Annotated in this window: 17 protein-coding genes; 5 read left to right on the forward strand and 12 right to left on the reverse strand. The window is 70.6% G+C overall.

Features of this window, described 5'->3' with window-relative positions:
* Nucleotides 1-9: 9 nt before the first annotated feature.
* The 7 genes from dhaM to nucS all read right to left on the reverse strand — a co-directional run bounded on the left by dhaM (nt 10) and on the right by nucS (nt 7,664).
* Nucleotides 10-684, reverse strand: coding sequence for a dihydroxyacetone kinase phosphoryl donor subunit DhaM (gene dhaM, locus V1457_RS02055; RefSeq protein ID WP_200070288.1), 675 nt, complete (start codon nt 682-684; stop codon nt 10-12).
* On the reverse strand, nt 681-1,313 hold the full coding sequence (dhaL, locus tag V1457_RS02060) for a dihydroxyacetone kinase subunit DhaL (protein WP_338599605.1): 633 nt from the start codon (nt 1,311-1,313) through the stop codon (nt 681-683). The genes dhaM and dhaL overlap by 4 nt, the downstream gene beginning before the upstream one ends.
* 115 nt (nt 1,314-1,428) lie before the next feature.
* Nucleotides 1,429-2,424, reverse strand: a complete 996-nt coding sequence (gene dhaK / locus V1457_RS02065; RefSeq protein ID WP_200070290.1) for a dihydroxyacetone kinase subunit DhaK — start codon at nt 2,422-2,424, stop codon at nt 1,429-1,431.
* A 246-nt stretch (nt 2,425-2,670) separates the two neighbouring features.
* The gene (locus V1457_RS02070; protein ID WP_338599610.1) at nt 2,671-4,191 is read right to left on the reverse strand and encodes an aldehyde dehydrogenase family protein; all 1,521 of its coding nucleotides are present in this window, start codon (nt 4,189-4,191) and stop codon (nt 2,671-2,673) included.
* 160 nt (nt 4,192-4,351) lie between these two features.
* Nucleotides 4,352-4,627, reverse strand: a complete 276-nt coding sequence (locus tag V1457_RS02075) for a hypothetical protein (RefSeq protein WP_200070292.1) — start codon at nt 4,625-4,627, stop codon at nt 4,352-4,354.
* Between the two features lie 12 nt (nt 4,628-4,639).
* Nucleotides 4,640-6,322, reverse strand: a complete 1,683-nt coding sequence (locus V1457_RS02080) for a sodium:solute symporter family protein (RefSeq protein ID WP_295146500.1) — start codon at nt 6,320-6,322, stop codon at nt 4,640-4,642.
* A 682-nt stretch (nt 6,323-7,004) separates the two neighbouring features.
* Nucleotides 7,005-7,664: an endonuclease NucS gene (nucS, locus tag V1457_RS02085; RefSeq protein WP_200070294.1), complete on the reverse strand. Its 660-nt coding sequence runs from the start codon at nt 7,662-7,664 to the stop codon at nt 7,005-7,007.
* Between the two features lie 142 nt (nt 7,665-7,806).
* Here nucS and V1457_RS02090 point away from each other — a divergent pair, with 142 nt between their 5' ends.
* The 4 genes from V1457_RS02090 (at nt 7,807) to V1457_RS02105 (ending at nt 11,386) form a co-directional block, all read left to right on the forward strand.
* Nucleotides 7,807-9,207: an amino acid permease gene (locus V1457_RS02090; protein ID WP_200070295.1), complete on the forward strand. Its 1,401-nt coding sequence runs from the start codon at nt 7,807-7,809 to the stop codon at nt 9,205-9,207.
* Between the two features lie 26 nt (nt 9,208-9,233).
* Nucleotides 9,234-9,761: an NUDIX hydrolase gene (locus V1457_RS02095; protein ID WP_200070296.1), complete on the forward strand. Its 528-nt coding sequence runs from the start codon at nt 9,234-9,236 to the stop codon at nt 9,759-9,761.
* Nucleotides 9,762-9,840: 79 nt separating this feature from the next.
* Complete coding sequence (locus tag V1457_RS02100; RefSeq protein WP_295146507.1) at nt 9,841-10,734, forward strand: SAM-dependent methyltransferase; 894 nt, start codon at nt 9,841-9,843, stop codon at nt 10,732-10,734.
* A gap of 13 nt (nt 10,735-10,747) precedes the next feature.
* Nucleotides 10,748-11,386 carry a LysE family translocator gene (locus V1457_RS02105; RefSeq protein ID WP_338599620.1) on the forward strand — a complete coding sequence of 213 codons (639 nt, stop codon included), beginning with the start codon at nt 10,748-10,750 and terminating at the stop codon, nt 11,384-11,386.
* A gap of 104 nt (nt 11,387-11,490) precedes the next feature.
* On the opposite strand, the gene murA is transcribed toward V1457_RS02105, so the two are convergent.
* Nucleotides 11,491-12,747, reverse strand: a complete 1,257-nt coding sequence (murA, locus tag V1457_RS02110; protein WP_200070298.1) for a UDP-N-acetylglucosamine 1-carboxyvinyltransferase — start codon at nt 12,745-12,747, stop codon at nt 11,491-11,493.
* A gap of 92 nt (nt 12,748-12,839) precedes the next feature.
* Between murA and V1457_RS02115 the strand changes: the two genes are divergently transcribed.
* Nucleotides 12,840-13,412: a cob(I)yrinic acid a,c-diamide adenosyltransferase gene (locus V1457_RS02115; RefSeq protein WP_338599623.1), complete on the forward strand. Its 573-nt coding sequence runs from the start codon at nt 12,840-12,842 to the stop codon at nt 13,410-13,412.
* Between the two features lie 13 nt (nt 13,413-13,425).
* Here the strand turns inward: V1457_RS02115 and V1457_RS02120 are convergent, their stop codons facing one another.
* From V1457_RS02120 to V1457_RS02135, 4 genes are all read right to left on the reverse strand, one after another.
* Nucleotides 13,426-13,908, reverse strand: a complete 483-nt coding sequence (locus tag V1457_RS02120; protein ID WP_338599627.1) for a GNAT family N-acetyltransferase — start codon at nt 13,906-13,908, stop codon at nt 13,426-13,428.
* Complete coding sequence (locus V1457_RS02125) at nt 13,905-14,393, reverse strand: GNAT family N-acetyltransferase (protein WP_338599630.1); 489 nt, start codon at nt 14,391-14,393, stop codon at nt 13,905-13,907. The genes V1457_RS02120 and V1457_RS02125 overlap by 4 nt, the downstream gene beginning before the upstream one ends.
* Nucleotides 14,394-14,504: 111 nt before the next feature.
* Nucleotides 14,505-14,960 carry a DUF2550 domain-containing protein gene (locus V1457_RS02130; protein ID WP_200070301.1) on the reverse strand — a complete coding sequence of 152 codons (456 nt, stop codon included), beginning with the start codon at nt 14,958-14,960 and terminating at the stop codon, nt 14,505-14,507.
* 13 nt (nt 14,961-14,973) lie between these two features.
* Nucleotides 14,974-15,339 (reverse strand): F0F1 ATP synthase subunit epsilon, encoded by a 366-nt coding sequence (locus V1457_RS02135; RefSeq protein WP_200070302.1) that lies wholly within the window; start codon nt 15,337-15,339, stop codon nt 14,974-14,976.
* Nucleotides 15,340-15,492: the final 153 nt, after the last annotated feature.

A 15,492-nucleotide genomic window follows, 5' to 3' on the forward strand; every position in this document is an offset into this window, starting at 1 on the left:
CGGTGCGGCTCACTCGTCGAAGTTGCGCGCGGCGAGGTCGCGGACCTGCTGGATCGCCTGTTGCGCGTCCGCGCCGTCGGCCAGCAACGTGATCCGGTCGCCCTTGCGGGCACCCAGCCCCATCAGACCGAGCACGCTGGCACCGTCGGCCTCGTTGTCGCCCAGCCGGACCCGCACGCTGGCCCGCAACCCGGCGAGGCTGCGCGCGAGCAACGCCGCGGGCCGCGCGTGCAGACCCACCTCGTTCTCCAGCACGAGCTCGTCGCGGACCTCCTCGGCCGCCTCGGTCGGTGCGCCCTCCTCCGCCGCACCGACCCCGGCGGCGGACGCGGCGCGCGCCACGGCGTCCAGGTCCTTGCCGCTCTGCGCCGCGACCGCGGCGGCGACCGCACCTTCGACCAGCGGTGCGTCCGCGACCACCGCGGTGGACGGGTCGCCGAGCGACTCGACGGCGAGCTCCGCGGTCATCTGCGCACTGCCGAGGTCGTAGAGCAGCACCACGCCGGAACCCGAGCCGGCATCCGACATCGCCGCCGACACGGCCTCGTAGTCGGTGCCGACACCGCCGCCGGGCAGCCCGCCCGCCGGCCGCACCTGCACATCCGGAGCCATTTGCGCGGCGAGCTCGACCACTCCGGCGGCGAGCTGCTCGCTGTGCGAAACGATGACCAGACCGACGCTCATCGCACCGACCTCTCTGCGAACGCGGACAACAACAGCGCGGTCGAGCGCGCGCCCGGGTCGACGTGACCGGCGCTGCGCTCCCCGAGGTAAGAGGCGCGGCCCTTGCGCGCGACCAACGGCTCGGTGGACTCGGCGCCGTTGCGCGCTGCTTCAGCGGCCGCGGCCAGCACCTGGCCTGCCGATGCGCCATCGTCGGCCGCCGCCTTCGCCGCGTCCGCCGCGGGCGAGAGCGCGTCGATCATGGTCTTGTCCCCGACTTCGGCCTTGCCGCGGGCGACCACGCCGTCGAGCCCTGCCTTCAGGATCGCTGCGACCGCCGGACCGTCCAGCTCGTCCCCCTCCCCCGCGGCGGAAGCCGCGCGCAGGAACGCGGTGCCGTACAGCGGCCCGGAGGCACCGCCGACCGTGGAGATCAGCGTGCTGGCGACCAGCTTCAACGCCGAACCGGGCGTCTCCGGTGCCGAGGTGTCCAATTTCGCGGCGACCGCGCGGAAACCGCGGTCCATGTTCTCCCCGTGGTCGGCATCGCCGATGACCCGGTCCATCTCGACCAGTTCGTCGCGGTGCGCGGCGACGATCTCCGCGCCCGCGTGCACCGCTGCGACCACGTCCTGTGCCGTACAGCCCATCAAGGTTCACCCGTCGTGTTTGCTTGTCCTGTGCGCGGCGATGCCGCGCGGTGCGCCGCGCAGCCCGGCGCCACCCCGGTCGCGAGCCGCGACCGTCCTCGTTCCCGCCCGGTGCTCACCAGTTCAAGGCGGCGGTCCGCACCGGCGCATCCCACAGCTCGGTCAGCTCGTCGTCCAGTTTCAACAAGGTCAGGCTCATGCCCTGCATCTCCAGGCTCGTGGTGTACGGGCCGACCAGCCGCCTGCGCACGCGGATACCCCGTTCTGCCAGCAGCCGCTCGGCCACGCCGTGCGCGAGGTACAGCTCCATCAGCGGGGTAGCGCCCATCGAATTGGTGTACAGCAGCACCTCGTCGCCGTCGGCGAAGGGCAGGTCGGCGAGCACCGGTTCGAGGAGCCGGGCGACGAGGTCGTCGGCGGTCCCCATCGGCAGCCGCTGCCTGCCCGGTTCGCCGTGGATGCCGATGCCGATCTCGACCTCGTCGTCGCTGAGGCTGAAGCTCGGCTCGCCCGCGTGCGGCACCGTCGGCGCGGTCAGTGCCACGCCCATCGAACGCACCTGTCCGACGGTGCGCCGCGCGATCGCCTCGCAGTGCTGCAAGCTGTCCCCGCGCTCGGCCGCCGCTCCGACGAGCTTCTCCACCAGGACGGTGCCGCCGACACCGCGCCTGCCCGCGGTGTGCGTGGAGTCCTGCACCGCCACGTCGTCATCGACGATGACCGCGCGCACGTCGCCGCCTTCCAGCCCGGCCAGCTCCGCGGCCGTCTCGAAGTTCAGCACGTCCCCGGTGTAGTTCTTCACCAGCAGCAACGACCCCGCCCCGGCGTCGGTGGCGGTGATCGCGGCCTGCACCGCGTCCGGAGTCGGCGAGGTGAACACCGCGCCCGGCACGGCCGCGGACAGCATGCCGCTGCCGACGAAACCGGCGTGCAGCGGCTCGTGCCCGGAGCCGCCACCGGAGATCACCGCGACCTTGCCCGGCGCCGGATCCTCGGCACGCAGCACCAGCGCCGGGTCGGTGCGCACCCGGAGCAGCTCCGGGTGCGCGACGGCCATGCCGTGCAGCGCATCGGCGACCACCGTCGCCGGCTCGTTGATGATCTTCTTCACCGTTCGCCTCCCGGTCCACGTCTTCGCGGCTGTTCCCGCTGCGCCCGCCGACTTCCGCCGCCGATCCCGCACCCCGTCGATTCTCCGCCGCCGTGTCCGCCCGCTCGAAAGGTGCCCGCGAGGCCGTCTTCATCGCATCCGCGCCGCCGGGCGCACGAGGCGCGGCGATGATCGCCGGGCGGGGAACTTACCCAGCCCGGCGCGGCCCGTCGATCGACCGCGCCGCGCCGGCGCCCTGCGGCGCGGTCAACGCCCGCGGGTGGCGCGGATGAGCTGCACGACGTGCCGCACGGTGCGGGAGCCGCGGCTGAAGCTCATCGGGTTCAGCGGAATCTTGAACCGGGTGCGGGTCACCGACTGCGGCCGCGCGAACTCGCGCAGCCCGTCCTCGCCGTGGATGCGGCCGAACCCGGAGTCCCCGACGCCGCCGAAGGGCAGCCCCGGCACCGCGGCGAACGAGATCACCGAGTTGATCGCGACCATTCCGGAGCGCAACCGCCGCGCCAGCTCGGCCCCCCGCGCCCGCGAGAACACGGTGGCGCCGAGCCCGTAGCGGCTGTCGTTGGCCCGCTGCACGCCTTCGTCCGCGTCGCGCACACGCTCCACGACGACGGTCGGGCCGAAGGTCTCCTCGGCGTGCGCGGCGGATTCGGCGGGCACGTCGACCAGCACCACCGGCTCGACGAACGGCGGCCGCACCGAGTCACCGCCGCCGACCAGCGCCCGCCCACCGGCGGCCAGCGCGCCGTCGATGTGCCCGCGGATCACTTCCACCTGCGAGGACATCGTGATCGGCCCCATGTCCGCACTCGGTTCACCACCGGGGCGAAGCTTCTTCGCCCGCGCCGTTAGCAGGTCGGTGAAGCGGTCGGCCACCGCCTCGGCCACGAACACCCGCTCCACGCCGATGCAGGTCTGGCCCGCGTTGGACATCGCGCCCCACAGCGCGGCATCGGCCGCGGCGCGCAGGTCGGCGTCGGCGTCCACGATCAAGGCGTCCTTGCCGCCGCACTCCACCAGCACCGGCGTGAGGGTTTGCGCGCAGCTCGCCATCACCTTCTTGCCGGTCTCGGTGGAACCGGTGAAGGCGACCTTGCCGACGCCGGCCGAACACAGCGCCGCGCCGGTCTCGCCGAAGCCGGTGATCAGCGAGAAGACCGGGTGTTCCGGGACCACTTCCGCGAAGCTGTCCACCAGCCACCGCCCGACGCCCGGGGTGAGCTCGCTGGGCTTGAACACGACCGAATTGCCCGCCGCGAGCGCGTAGGCGATCGAGCCCATCGGGGTGAAGGCCGGGTAGTTCCACGGCCCGATCACGCCGACCACGCCGTACGGCTGGTATTCGACGGTGCAGGCCTGGTTCGCCATCAGCACTCCGGGCGAGACCTTGCGCTTGCCGAGCACCTTCTCGACCTTGTTCGCCGCCCAGTGCAGGTGGTCGATGACCAGCACCAGTTCCAGCCTGGCGTCGTCGAGCGGTTTGCCGGTCTCCGCGCAGATCACCCCGGCGAGCTCGTCGAGCCTGCGCACCAGCTGCACCCGCCACCGGTCGAGCCGCTTCTTGCGTTCGGCGAAGCCCAGCTCGGCCCACCAGCGCCCGGCGGCGCGGGCGGCCTCGACGATCTCGCCGACCTCGGCGGCGTCGTGCACCGGGTGCCGCCCGACGACCTCATCGGTGCGGGGATCGAGCGAGTCGAACATCGGCCGCTGCTGCTCGGCGATGTCGTCGACCGGCGCATCGGCGCCGCCACGGGCGGTCCGGGTCATGAGCTGCCTCCAACCGTCTCAATGGTCGTTGCGATTCGGCAGCCTACGGAATCTTGCGCGCCCGTGGCAGGCTCCAGCGGCACTCCGTGCCTCGGGGGGCGCCTTGGGGTGCCTCGGGGGCGCCTTGGGGTGCCTCGGGCGGTGCTGCGACCGCCTCCCGTCAGCCGTCTTCGCCGGAGTCCGGAGCGGACTCGGTGGCATCCACGACGATCGGCCGCCACCGCACCCACAGGGCGAACAGCGCGGCGAACACCAGCATCCCGACGCCGCTGTAGAGGTTGATGTTCATCCCGGCGGATTTCGCCGTCTCCTCGGGCCCGCCCGTCGCGCCGAGCACCGTGAGCACGATGCCGTACAGGAAGAACAGCGCGGCGATGATCAACCGGATGTCGAAGGCGCCCGCGGTGTGCTTGCGCTGAGGTGTCTCAGTGGCCATGGGTTCCCTCCGTCAGCCGAAGATGATGTTGAGCGCGATCGTGATCACCAGGACGATCCCGGCCATCAGGCCCGGCCTGCGGAACCAGCCCGCGTCCTCGCCCGAGGTGGACGCCTGCAACGTCGCCCGTGGTGTCAGCGAGTAGACCAGCCCGGTCAGTTCCGCCTCCGGTTTCGGCCGGGTCACCAGGCTCACCAGGACGCTGACCACGATGTCCACCACGAACGCCGTACCGGCACCGACGAAGCTCGCGCCCTGACCCGGCAGGTGCAGCACCTCCGTCTCAGCGAGCCCGAACACCGTCACCGCCGAGATGGTGCCCAGCACCAACCCGAGCCAGCCCGCCGTCGGGGTCATCCGCTTCCAGAACATGCCGAGGATGAACGTGGCGAACAGCGGTGCGTTGAAGAACGAGAACAGCTGCTGGAGGTAGTCCATCAGGTTCTCGTAGCCGGCGGCGATGAACGCGGTGCCGATCGCCACGACGGTCGCGCCGACGGTGACCCAGCGGCCCATCTGCAGGTAGTACTGGTCCGGCTTGTCCTTGACGACGTACGCCTGCCAGATGTCGTAGGTGAACACCGTGTTGAACGAACTCAGGTTCGCGGCCATGCCCGCCATGAACGAGGCCAGCAGCCCGGCCAGCGCGACGCCCAGGATGCCGTTGGGCAGCAGGTCCCGCATCAGCAGCAGGAGCGCATCGTTGTAGTCGACCCCGCCCTGCCCGGTGGCCTTGAACGCGACCATGTCCTGCACCGCCACCCCGGCGATCATGCCGGGGATGATGACGATGAACGGGATCAGCAGCTTGGGGAAGGCACCGATGATCGGCGTGCGCTGGGCCGCGGACATGCTCTTGGAGGCCATCGCGCGCTGCACCTCGACGAAGTTCGTCGTCCAGTAGCCGAAGGCGAGCACGAACCCGAGACCGAACACGACGCCCAGCGCGCTCAGGAAGCTGTTGGTGAACCCGGTCAGCTCGGTGGCCGGCCACGCCGAGAGCTGTTCCGGCCCGCCGGGACTGGCGCTGACCCGGTCCATCAGGCCCTGCCAGCCGCCGACCTTGCGCAGCCCGACCAGCGTCAGCGGCAGCAGCGCCGCGACGATCACGAAGAACTGCAGCACCTCGTTGTAGATCGCCGCGGACAGCCCGCCGAGTGCGGTGTAGGTGAGCACGATCACGGCGGCCACCAGCACCGACGCCCACAGCGGCCAACCGAGCAGCACGTTGACGATGCTGGCCAGCAGGTACAGGTTCAGCCCCGCGATGAGCACCTGGGCGACCGCGAAGCTGATGCCGTTGACCAGGTGGGCGGGCTTGCCGAAGCGGCGCAGCATGAATTCGGGAACGCTGCGGACCTTGGAACCGTAGTAGAACGGCATCATCACGATGCCGAGGAACAGCATCGCCGGTACCGCGCCGACCCAGAAGTAGTGCATCGTCGGCATGCCGTACTCGGCGCCGTTGGCGGACATGCCGATGACCTCGACCGCCCCGAGGTTGGCCGCGACGAACGCCAGGCCGGTCACCCACGCGGGCAGCGCCCGGCCGGACAGGAAGAAGTCCAGGCTCGTGGACACCGAGCGGCGCGCGAGGTAACCGATGCCGAGCACGAACGCGAAGTACACCGCGAGCAGCACGTAGTCGACCGCGCCGGCGTCGAGCCGCAACTGATCTTGGGCTAGCACGCTCACGGCAACCCCACCTCCAGACCCAACAAATTCCAACGCCAATCACCACCCGATCGGTGGCAGACGGACAGTACCGCACAGTGGAACCGCTCACACCGGTCCGATACCAATTCGTTGAACGTCGCCCGACCGGACAACGAACACTCCGCCGAGCAGCGGAAACCGTGACGGTCAGTCAGCCTCGCGGCCGCGTCTGCGACACGCAGCCGCCGCTCGGGAGCGCGTTGACCCGAAGCGGCCGCGCATGACCACCACACAGGAGAAAACGAAAATCAACCGGGGCGGCCAGGACTCCGCGCGCGAGCCAGCGGCCAGCCTCCGGCACACCGCGAACGGCGAGGTGAACAACGCCCAGCCGGAGCGGCGCGAACGAACGGCACGGGTAGGTCGTCGAGCGCCGCACCCGAGCACGACGGGGCGAAGGCTCGAAGCTGAGCAGGCGATGATCCGGCGAGCTTGGCGGGCGGAAACCCCGCGGCCGAGCAGTGCGGAGCCGGGCGGTGCAGGGCCGGGGAGGGCGAAGCCGGGAACCCAGAGCCCAGGACCCCAGGAGCCGGGGCCCCAGGAACCGGGGAGCGGGAAAGCATCGAAGACGTGATCATGCCTTCCAGTCTTGCCCGCCCGGGCAAGAAAATCATCACTCAGCCGAGCGAACTTCTGTTCGAAAACTCCGCCCGGCGGCGGTTCAGAACAGCCGGAACTCGTCCGGCTCGATCCCGCGCAACTGGTCGTAGTCCAGTGTCACGCAACGGATTCCGCGGTCCGCGGCCAGCGTCCGCGCCTGCGGCTTGATCTGCTGCGCCGCGAACACCCCGCTGACCGGCGCCAGCAGCGGATCCCGGTTGAGCAGTTCGAGGTAGCGGGTCAGCTGCTCGACCCCGTCGATCTCCCCGCGCCGCTTGATCTCCACCGCCACGCTGGTGCCGTCGGCATCCCGGCACATCAGGTCCACCGGCCCGATCGCGGTCGGGTATTCGCGGCGCACCAGCGACCAGCCGTCGCCGAGCGTGCCGACGTGCTCGGCCAGCAGCTCCTGCAGGTGCGCCTCCACGCCGTCCTTGACCAGGCCGGGTTCCGGGCCGAGCTCGTGCCTGCTGTCGTGCAGCACCTCTTCGAGGGTGACGACCAGCTTCTCCCCCGCCTTGTTCTGCACCGTCCACAGCCCCGGGTCCTCGATCAGCCAGCACGGCGGGCTCATCCAGTTCAGCGGCTTGTAGGCGCGGTCGTCGGAGTGCACCGAGACCGAACCGTCGGCCTTGACCAGCAGCAACCGCTGGGCCATGGGCAGATGCGCGGTGAGCCTGCCGACGTAGTCGACCTTGCAGCGAGCGATGACGAGACGCACTCGGCACAGGGTACGGGCGCTGATCGGGAAGTCGAGAAGCCGCCTCGGCGTGGCTGGATCCGGCGTCGCTGGGGCCGGCATCGCCGGATCCGGCGTCGACTCCCGGTGGATCACCAGCGATGAGCGGCTACCGTGCCTGCTCGTGTCCTACGTCCAGTTGTTCACCCGCGTAAAGCCCGCCGAGCGGATCGCCGACGACGGCTCGCACACGCCGCTCAAGCGCAGCCTGGGCCTGATCCCGCTGATGGCGCTGTCGGTGGGCGCCACCCTGGGCACCGGGATCTTCGTGGTGCTGGCGGAGGCGGCGCCCGCGGCAGGCCCGGCCGTGGTCGTCTCGTTCGTCCTGGCCGGGCTCGCCGCGCTGTGCTCGGCGCTGTCGTACGCGGAGCTCGCGGGCAGCGTGCCGGTCTCCGGTTCCGCCTACTCCTACGCGTACGCGACGCTGGGTGAACTGGTCGCGTGGATCTGCGGCTGGTGCCTGCTGCTGGAGTACGGCGTCTCGGTGGCCGCGGTGGCCGTGGGCTGGGGCGGCTACCTCAACGAGTTCTTGCGCGGCACGGTCGGCGTGACCATTCCGGATGCGCTCTCGGCGCCACCGGGCGAGGGCGGCGTGGTGAACGTCCCGGCCATGGTCGTGGTGCTGCTGGCCACGGCGGTGCTGATGCTGGGCGTTCGGGAGAGCGCGGCGGTCACCACGTTCACCACGCTGCTGAAGATCGCCGTGCTGGTGTTCTTCGTGTGCGTGGCGCTGACCGCGTTCCGCTCGGAGAACATGACGCCGTTCGCGCCGATGGGCGTCGCCGGTGTCTCGGCCGGAGCCTCGGCGGTGTTCTTCTCGTTCATCGGCTTCGACGCCGCGTCCACCGCGGGCGAGGAGGCGCGCAATCCGAAGCGGGACCTGCCGCGGGCGATCATGCTGTCGCTGGCGGTGGTCACCGCGATCTACGTGCTCGTCGCGTTCGCGGCGGTCGGCGCGGTCGGCACGGACGTGCTCGGCTCTTCGGAGGCTTCGCTGGCCACCGCGTTGCAGCTGGTCACCGGCCAGGGCTGGGCGTCGGTGCTGCTCGCGTTCGGCGCGGTGCTGGCGATCGCCACGGTGGTGCTGACGGTGCTGTACGGGCAGACCCGCATCCTGGTCTCGATGTCCCGCGACGGACTGATGCCTGCGCGGTTGTCGAAGGTGAACGCGCGATCGGTGCCCGCGTTCAACACCTTGCTGGTGGGCGCGCTGGTCGCGCTGCTGTCCGGGCTGGTGCCGCTCAACGAACTCGCCGACGCCACCAGCATCGGCACGCTGGTCGCGTTCGGCATCGTCAACGTGGGCGTGGTGGTGCTGCGCTACCGCAGGCCAGAGCTGGAGCGAACGTTCCGGACTCCGCTGATGCCGTGGCTGCCGATGGCGGGCGTGGCCTTGTGCTGCTACCTGATCCTCGGCCTGTACGGCGTGACCTGGGTGGTGTTCGGGTTCTGGACCCTCGCCGGGCTGGTGCTGTACCTGAGCTACGGCATCCGCCGCTCGAAGCTGAACCGCGTGCAACGCTGAGCCCCGGGCGCGGGAACATTGCCACCATGCACAGGACGAGCACCCGCGAGGTGTACGCCAACCCCTGGATGACCGTGCGCGAGGACGGCGTCCGGCGCCCCGACGGTTCGGACGGGATCTACGGCGTCGTGGACAAACCGGACTACGCGCTGGTGATCCCGCTGGACGGCGACCGGCTGCACCTGGTCGAGCAGTTCCGCTACCCGCTCGGCCTGCGGCGCTGGGAGTTCCCGCAGGGCACCGCGCCGGACCGGGCCGAGGTCGACGGGCCGGAGCTGGCCGCGCGGGAGCTGCGCGAGGAGACCGGCCTGCGCGCCGAGCGGCTCACCGACCTCGGATCGCTCGATGTGGCGCCGGGTCTGTCCAGCCAGCGCGGGCGGGTTTTCCTGGCCACCGGGCTCACCCCGGGAGAGCACGAACGTGAGGCCGAGGAGCAGGACATGCGCGCGGGCCGGTTCGGGCGCGCGGAGTTCGAGCGGATGATCCGCGGCGGAGAGATCACCGACGCGCAAACGATCGCGGCCTATCAACTACTGCGATTGCACGAAGGCTGAGCCCCAAAACGAACCCGCCGGTCGGAAACGGGCCGTTGATTCCACGAGAATGCCGGATCCGGTTGGCAAAAGTTGATCAGTGCGCGACGATGCGGCGGACGGCAGCCATGATCAGCGAGGTGTCATCCCGGTGCACAGCAGGCCGAGCTGGAGTCCCGTCCGTGCGGACCTGAGCAAGCCCAGCGCGGCCCGCGTCTACGACTACCTGCTCGGCGGTTCGTCGAACTTCGCGATCGACCGCGATTTCGCGCACCGCGCGTTGGAGATCTTCCCGGGGGCACGCGAATACGCGCGGCTGAACCGGTTGTTCCTGCAACGCGTGGTGCGCTACTACGTCGCCCGCGGAATCCGCCAATTCCTGGACATCGGTTCCGGAATCCCGACAGTCGGCGCCGTGCACGAGGTCGCCCAGCGGCTCGCCCCGGAATCGAAGGTCGTCTACGTGGACAACGAAGCGGTCGCGATCGCGCACAGCCAGCTGATGCTGCAGGGCAACGAGCGCGCCGCGATCGTGCAGGCCGACATGCGCGACCCCGAGCAGCTGTTCCGGATCCCGGAGCTGTCCGGAACGCTCGACGCCGCCGAACCGATCGGCGTGCTGATGCTCGCGATGCTGCACTTCGTACCGGACGAGCAACATCCCGCGGAACTGATCGCGCGCTACCGGGACCTGCTCGCGCCCGGCAGCTACCTGGCGCTCTCCCACGGCACCGACGAGGACCTTCCGGAGGTCACCGAACTCGGCGAGCTCTACCGCGACACCTCCACCCCGGCCACGTTGCGCGGCAGGCGGCAGCTCACCGAGATGATGTCCGGGTTCGAGCTGCTCTCGCCGGGCGTCGTGTTCGCCCCGGAATGGCGCCCGGAATCCGCGGAGGACGTCGGACCGGATCCGCAGCGTTCGGTCTGCTACGCCGCCGTGGGCCGGAAACCGGGAGTGAGCGATCTCGCAACCGAAGCCGGGGATGGTTGATTAGGCTTCCGTCGTGCCCGCTCAACTCCTGCCGTTCCTGCTGGTCGTCGTCGTGGTGACGCTGATCCCGGGGCCGGACACCGCACTTGGCCTGCGCAACAGCCTGCGTGCCGGGACGACGGGCATGTGGTGGACCGGCCTGGGGTGCTGCGCCGGACTGCTGGTGCACGCGGTGATCTCGGTGCTGGGCCTGTCGGCGCTGCTGGCGGCCTCGGCGACCGCTTACCTGGCGGTCAAGGTCGCCGGTGCCGCCTACCTGGTCTGGCTGGGCGCGAGCACCTTGTGGAAGAGCTGGCGGGACCGGCACCGGGCCGTGGAACCGGTCGCCGAAACCACCGGTGGCGAACCGCTGACCCGGCTCGCGGCGTTCCGCCAGGGGCTGGTGAGCAACGTGCTCAACCCCAAGATCATCGTGCTGTTCCTGACGCTGCTGCCGCAGTTCATCTCGCCAGGAGAGCCGCGCGCGTGGACCTCGCTGGCGCTGACGCTGGCGTTCGTCGCGGTCGCGGTCATCTACTGGCGGCTGGCTTCGTGGCTGGTCGGCGGCCTGCGGCAGCTGCTGACGCGGAAGCGCGTGCAGCTCGCCCTGGAGCGCGTGATGGGCGCCGTGATGGTCGGGTTCGGCCTGCGGATGGTGTTCGCCAGCGACTGAGTTCGCGACTGGCAGGCTCCCGGGCGAACGGTCCGTTCGACCAATCCAGTGCGACGAACAGGTCGTTCACTCGGCTCGAGCACCGTTGCGCGAGCAGGCGGCGCTCAGTCGGTGACGCGCTCGATGTGCGCGCCAAGACCGCGCAGGTTCTCCACGAAGTTCGGGTAACCGCGGTCGATGTGGAACACGTCCCAGACCTCGGTGGTTCCGTCCGCGCACAACCCGGCCAGCACCAGGCCCACGCCGGCGCGGATGTCCGAGGCCCAGACCGGCGCGCTGGAGAGCCGGTCCAGCCCGCGCACCACCGCGTGGTGCCCGTCCGTGCGCGCATCGGCACCCATCCGCACCAGCTCCTCGATGAACCGGAACCGGGACTCGAACAAGTTCTCGGTGATCATCGAGGTGCCGTCGGCGACGGCGGACAGCGCCAGCGCCATCGGCTGCAGGTCGGTGGCGAACCCCGGGTACGGCAGCGTCACGTAGTCCACCGCCAGCGGGCGCTGGTCGGCCACCACGCGGAATTCCTCGTCCCCGGTGGTGATCTCCGCGCCCGCGCTGCGCAGCTTCTCCAGCACCAGGTTCACGTGCTGCGGGTCCACTCCGCGCACGGTGATGTCCCCGCGCGTGGCCACCGCGGCGAACGCCCAGGTCGCGCCGACGATGCGGTCACCGATCACGCGGTGCTCGACCGCCTTCAGCGAGGAGACGCCGTGCACGGTCAACGTCGAGGTTCCCGCGCCTTCGATCTTGGCGCCCATCTGCTGCAGCATCACGCACAGGTCGACGATCTCCGGCTCGCGCGCCGCGTTGTCGATCATGGTGGTGCCTTCGGCCAGCACCGACGCCATCAGGATGTTCTCGGTGGCGCCCACGCTCGGGAAGTCCAGCCAGATCTGCGCGCCGTGCAGGTTCTCGGCCTCGGCCACCACCGCGCCGTGCTCGATGTGGCTGGACGCGCCCAGCAGCCGCAGTCCGTTCTGGTGCATGTCCAGCGGGCGCGAGCCGATCGCGTCGCCGCCGGGCAGGGTCACCACCGCGCGGCGGCACCGCGCCACCAACGGCCCGAGCACGCACACCGAGGCGCGCAGCTTGCCCATCGACGGCGAGATCGCCTCGTGGCTGATCTCGGCGGGGGTGGTGATGTGCGCGCTGCTGCCGTCCACGACCACTTCGCAGCCCAGGCTGCGCAGCACGTCCCCCATCAACGGGACGTCCAGGATCTCCGGGCAGTTGGTGATCGTCGTGGTGCCCTCGGCCAGCAGCGCGGCCGCCATCAGCTTCAGCACGCTGTTCTTCGCGCCGACCACGTCGACCGCGCCGGTCAGCCGCGCCCCGCCGTGCACGCGGAAGTGCTCACTCACGAGCAGCAGGTTACGGCCCGGCGGCGGCTCCGCGGGGGGCGGGTGCGCCAAGCCGGTGCCGAGCCGGGCGGCGACTGCCTAGGCTGTGCCGCATGGCTGTGCACCTGACGAAGATCTACACGCGGACCGGCGACGCGGGCACCACCCGGCTCTCGGACAACTCGGAAGTGCGCAAAACCGACCCGCGGCTGATCGCCTACGCCGACGTGGACGAGACGAACTCGGTGCTCGGCGTGGCGCTGGCCACCGCCACGTTCGGCGACGACGTCGCCGAGGTGCTGCGGTCGGTGCAGAACGACCTGTTCGACGTGGGCGCGGACCTGTCCACCCCGGTCGCCGAGAATCCGAAATTCCCGCCGCTGCGCGTCACCCAGCCCTACATCGACCGGCTGGAAGGCTGGTGCGACGAGTACAACGCGAAGCTGCCGAAGCTGAACTCGTTCATCCTGCCCGGCGGAACCCCGGGCGGTGCGCTGCTGCACCAGGCGCGGTGCGTCGCGCGGCGCGCGGAACGAGCCGCCTGGGAGTTGCTCGAGCAGGACGGCGAGCGCACCGCCGAGCTCCCGGCGAAGTACCTCAACCGGCTCTCCGACCTGCTGTTCATCCTGGCGCGGGTGGCGAACCCGGATGGCGACGTGCTCTGGCGCCCCGCCGGCAACGCCTGAGCCGCCGAACCGTTCAGAGCGTCTTGGTGAAAAACAGCGCCGACGGGTCGTCGCCGTAATGCCCGTACGGCGGAATCGGGACGTAACCGGCGGAGCGGTACAACGCGATGGCCTCCGGCTGGTGCACGCCCGTCTCCAGCAGGATTCGGACGTGCCCGGCCGCGGCGGCACGCTTTTCCAGCTCGGCGAGCATCAGCCGGGACAGCCCGTGCCCGCGCGCGTCCGGCGGCACGTACATCCGCTTCAGCTCCGCACCCCGCAGGCCGTCTGCGTCGACCGTCCGCCACGCCCCCGATGCCACCGCCCGGCCCTCGCGGTACCCGACCAGGAAAGCGCCGTTCGGCGCCTGGAACTGCGCGGCCTCGACGAGGTCGCCGTCCGGCCCGCCGTACCGGACCACGTACTCCTGCTGGAGTTCGGCGACCAGCCGTTGCGCGTCCGGGTGCCCGTAGCCCACTTCCTCGATCCGCACCCCGACCAGCTTACGTGCGGTCAATCGAGGGCTTTCTCGAACCAGTGGCGGGCGTATTCGTTGTCGTTGTAGGCGGGGATCTCCGCGTAGCCCGCCGAGCTGTACAGCCCCCTGGCTTCGCTCAGCTCCGCAGCGGTGTCCAACCGGACGGTGCGGCAACCGAGATCGCGGGCGCGCTGCTCCAGCTCCCGCAGCAACCGCCGGCCCGCGCCCAACCCCCGCAAGGCCGGGGAGATCCACATCCGGCGGATCTCCGCGATGCCGTGCTCGGCACGCACCGCGCCGCACCCGCTCACCCGTCCATCGCCGTCGCGGACCAGCAGGAAGCAACCGCGCGGCGGATCGAAGTCACCGGGCGCGGGCGGTGCGGCCCTGCCCGGATCGAAACCGGCCGGGAACCGTTCGCGCAGCTCGTCGATGTAGCACTGCAATGCCACCGTGGCGTCCGCGCCGTCGATCGGCTCCGGGGTGATGGACAACGCTCGCTGCTCAGTTGATGCGTCCTGCACGCGGCCCAGTCTCGCCCGGCGGCGGACTCCAGCGCCAGCAACTTTGCGGCGGTCCAGGCCACGAAAAACGCGCCCCGGTTCACCGAGGCGCGTCGCGAACGCGGTACCTGTTCAGGAAGCCCAGGGCACCGAATGGCCGGGCGGTGCGGACTCCAGCCAGGACAGGAATCCGGTGAGCGCGTCGGCACCCATCGCCACCTCGAGCTCCAGCCCGTTCTGCCGCGTCAGGTGCAGCACCGTCGACGCCTGCGGCAACGTGTAGGACTCGGCCAGCGACGGCTCCCGCCGCGCGGTGATCTCCACGTCCCCACGGTTGATCATCCAGTTCGGACCGGAGCGCAGGCTCAGCACCCGGTACCAGGTGAACTCCTCACCGCGGTACTGGGCGACGCCGAGGTGCCAACCGCGGGCTCCTTCACCGGTGCGCGTGCGCAGCGCCACGTCGATCCCGCCCGCGCGCAGCTGGAGGATCCGCCGCCGCGCGATGAACAACGCGCTCAGGCCGACCACCAGCAGGAGCAGTACCAGCCCTGCACCGGCCAGAGACCACACGCCCGCGGAGCCCATCTGCAGCGGCCCGTCAGGCGGAGTGCCCCGCCGCGCGCAGTCGGCTCAGCGCCCTGGTCTTGGCCTCTTCGTCGTCGCCCTTGGCCTCTTCGCGGGCACGCGCGACGTCGACCTCCTGGGCCAGTTCCGCGGACTCCGCCAGCACACTCACCCCGTCGGCGGTCACGGACAGGAACCCGCCCTGCACCGCTGCGGTCACCGTGTCCTGGTCGGACGTCGTGATCTTGACGACGCCGCCCTCCACCAGCTGGCCGAGCATCGGCTCGTGGTTCGGCAGGATGCCGATCTCACCCTCGGTCGTCTGGGCCACCACCGCGGTCGCTTCACCGGACCACAGGCGGCGCTCCACGGCGACCAGTTGGACGGACATGTTGGCCACGCGCGTCTCCTTCGTCAGGTGTACCGCCCGCAGTCTAGCGGGCGGCGGACGGGTGTTCTCCGAAGGGCCGAACAGGGGCGATCCGCGGTGCGGGCCGCCACCGGGCGAGCACACCCGGTCGATCGCGAACGACTTCCGGTTTGTTTCACCAGC

It is taken from the genome of Saccharopolyspora sp. SCSIO 74807, assembly GCF_037023755.1.
Classification (GTDB): domain Bacteria; phylum Actinomycetota; class Actinomycetes; order Mycobacteriales; family Pseudonocardiaceae; genus Saccharopolyspora_C; species Saccharopolyspora_C galaxeae.

Coding starts and splice junctions, on each gene's coding strand:
- dhaM (WP_200070288.1), bottom strand. CDS start 684: ATGAGCGTCGGTCTGGTCATCGTTTCGCACAGCGAGCAGCTCGCCGCC.
- dhaL (WP_338599605.1), bottom strand. CDS start 1,313: ATGGGCTGTACGGCACAGGACGTGGTCGCAGCGGTGCACGCGGGCGCG.
- V1457_RS02070 (WP_338599610.1), bottom strand. CDS start 4,191: ATGACCCGGACCGCCCGTGGCGGCGCCGATGCGCCGGTCGACGACATC.
- V1457_RS02075 (WP_200070292.1), bottom strand. CDS start 4,627: ATGGCCACTGAGACACCTCAGCGCAAGCACACCGCGGGCGCCTTCGAC.
- V1457_RS02095 (WP_200070296.1), top strand. CDS start 9,234: ATGCACAGGACGAGCACCCGCGAGGTGTACGCCAACCCCTGGATGACC.
- V1457_RS02115 (WP_338599623.1), top strand. CDS start 12,840: ATGGCTGTGCACCTGACGAAGATCTACACGCGGACCGGCGACGCGGGC.
- V1457_RS02130 (WP_200070301.1), bottom strand. CDS start 14,960: ATGGGCTCCGCGGGCGTGTGGTCTCTGGCCGGTGCAGGGCTGGTACTG.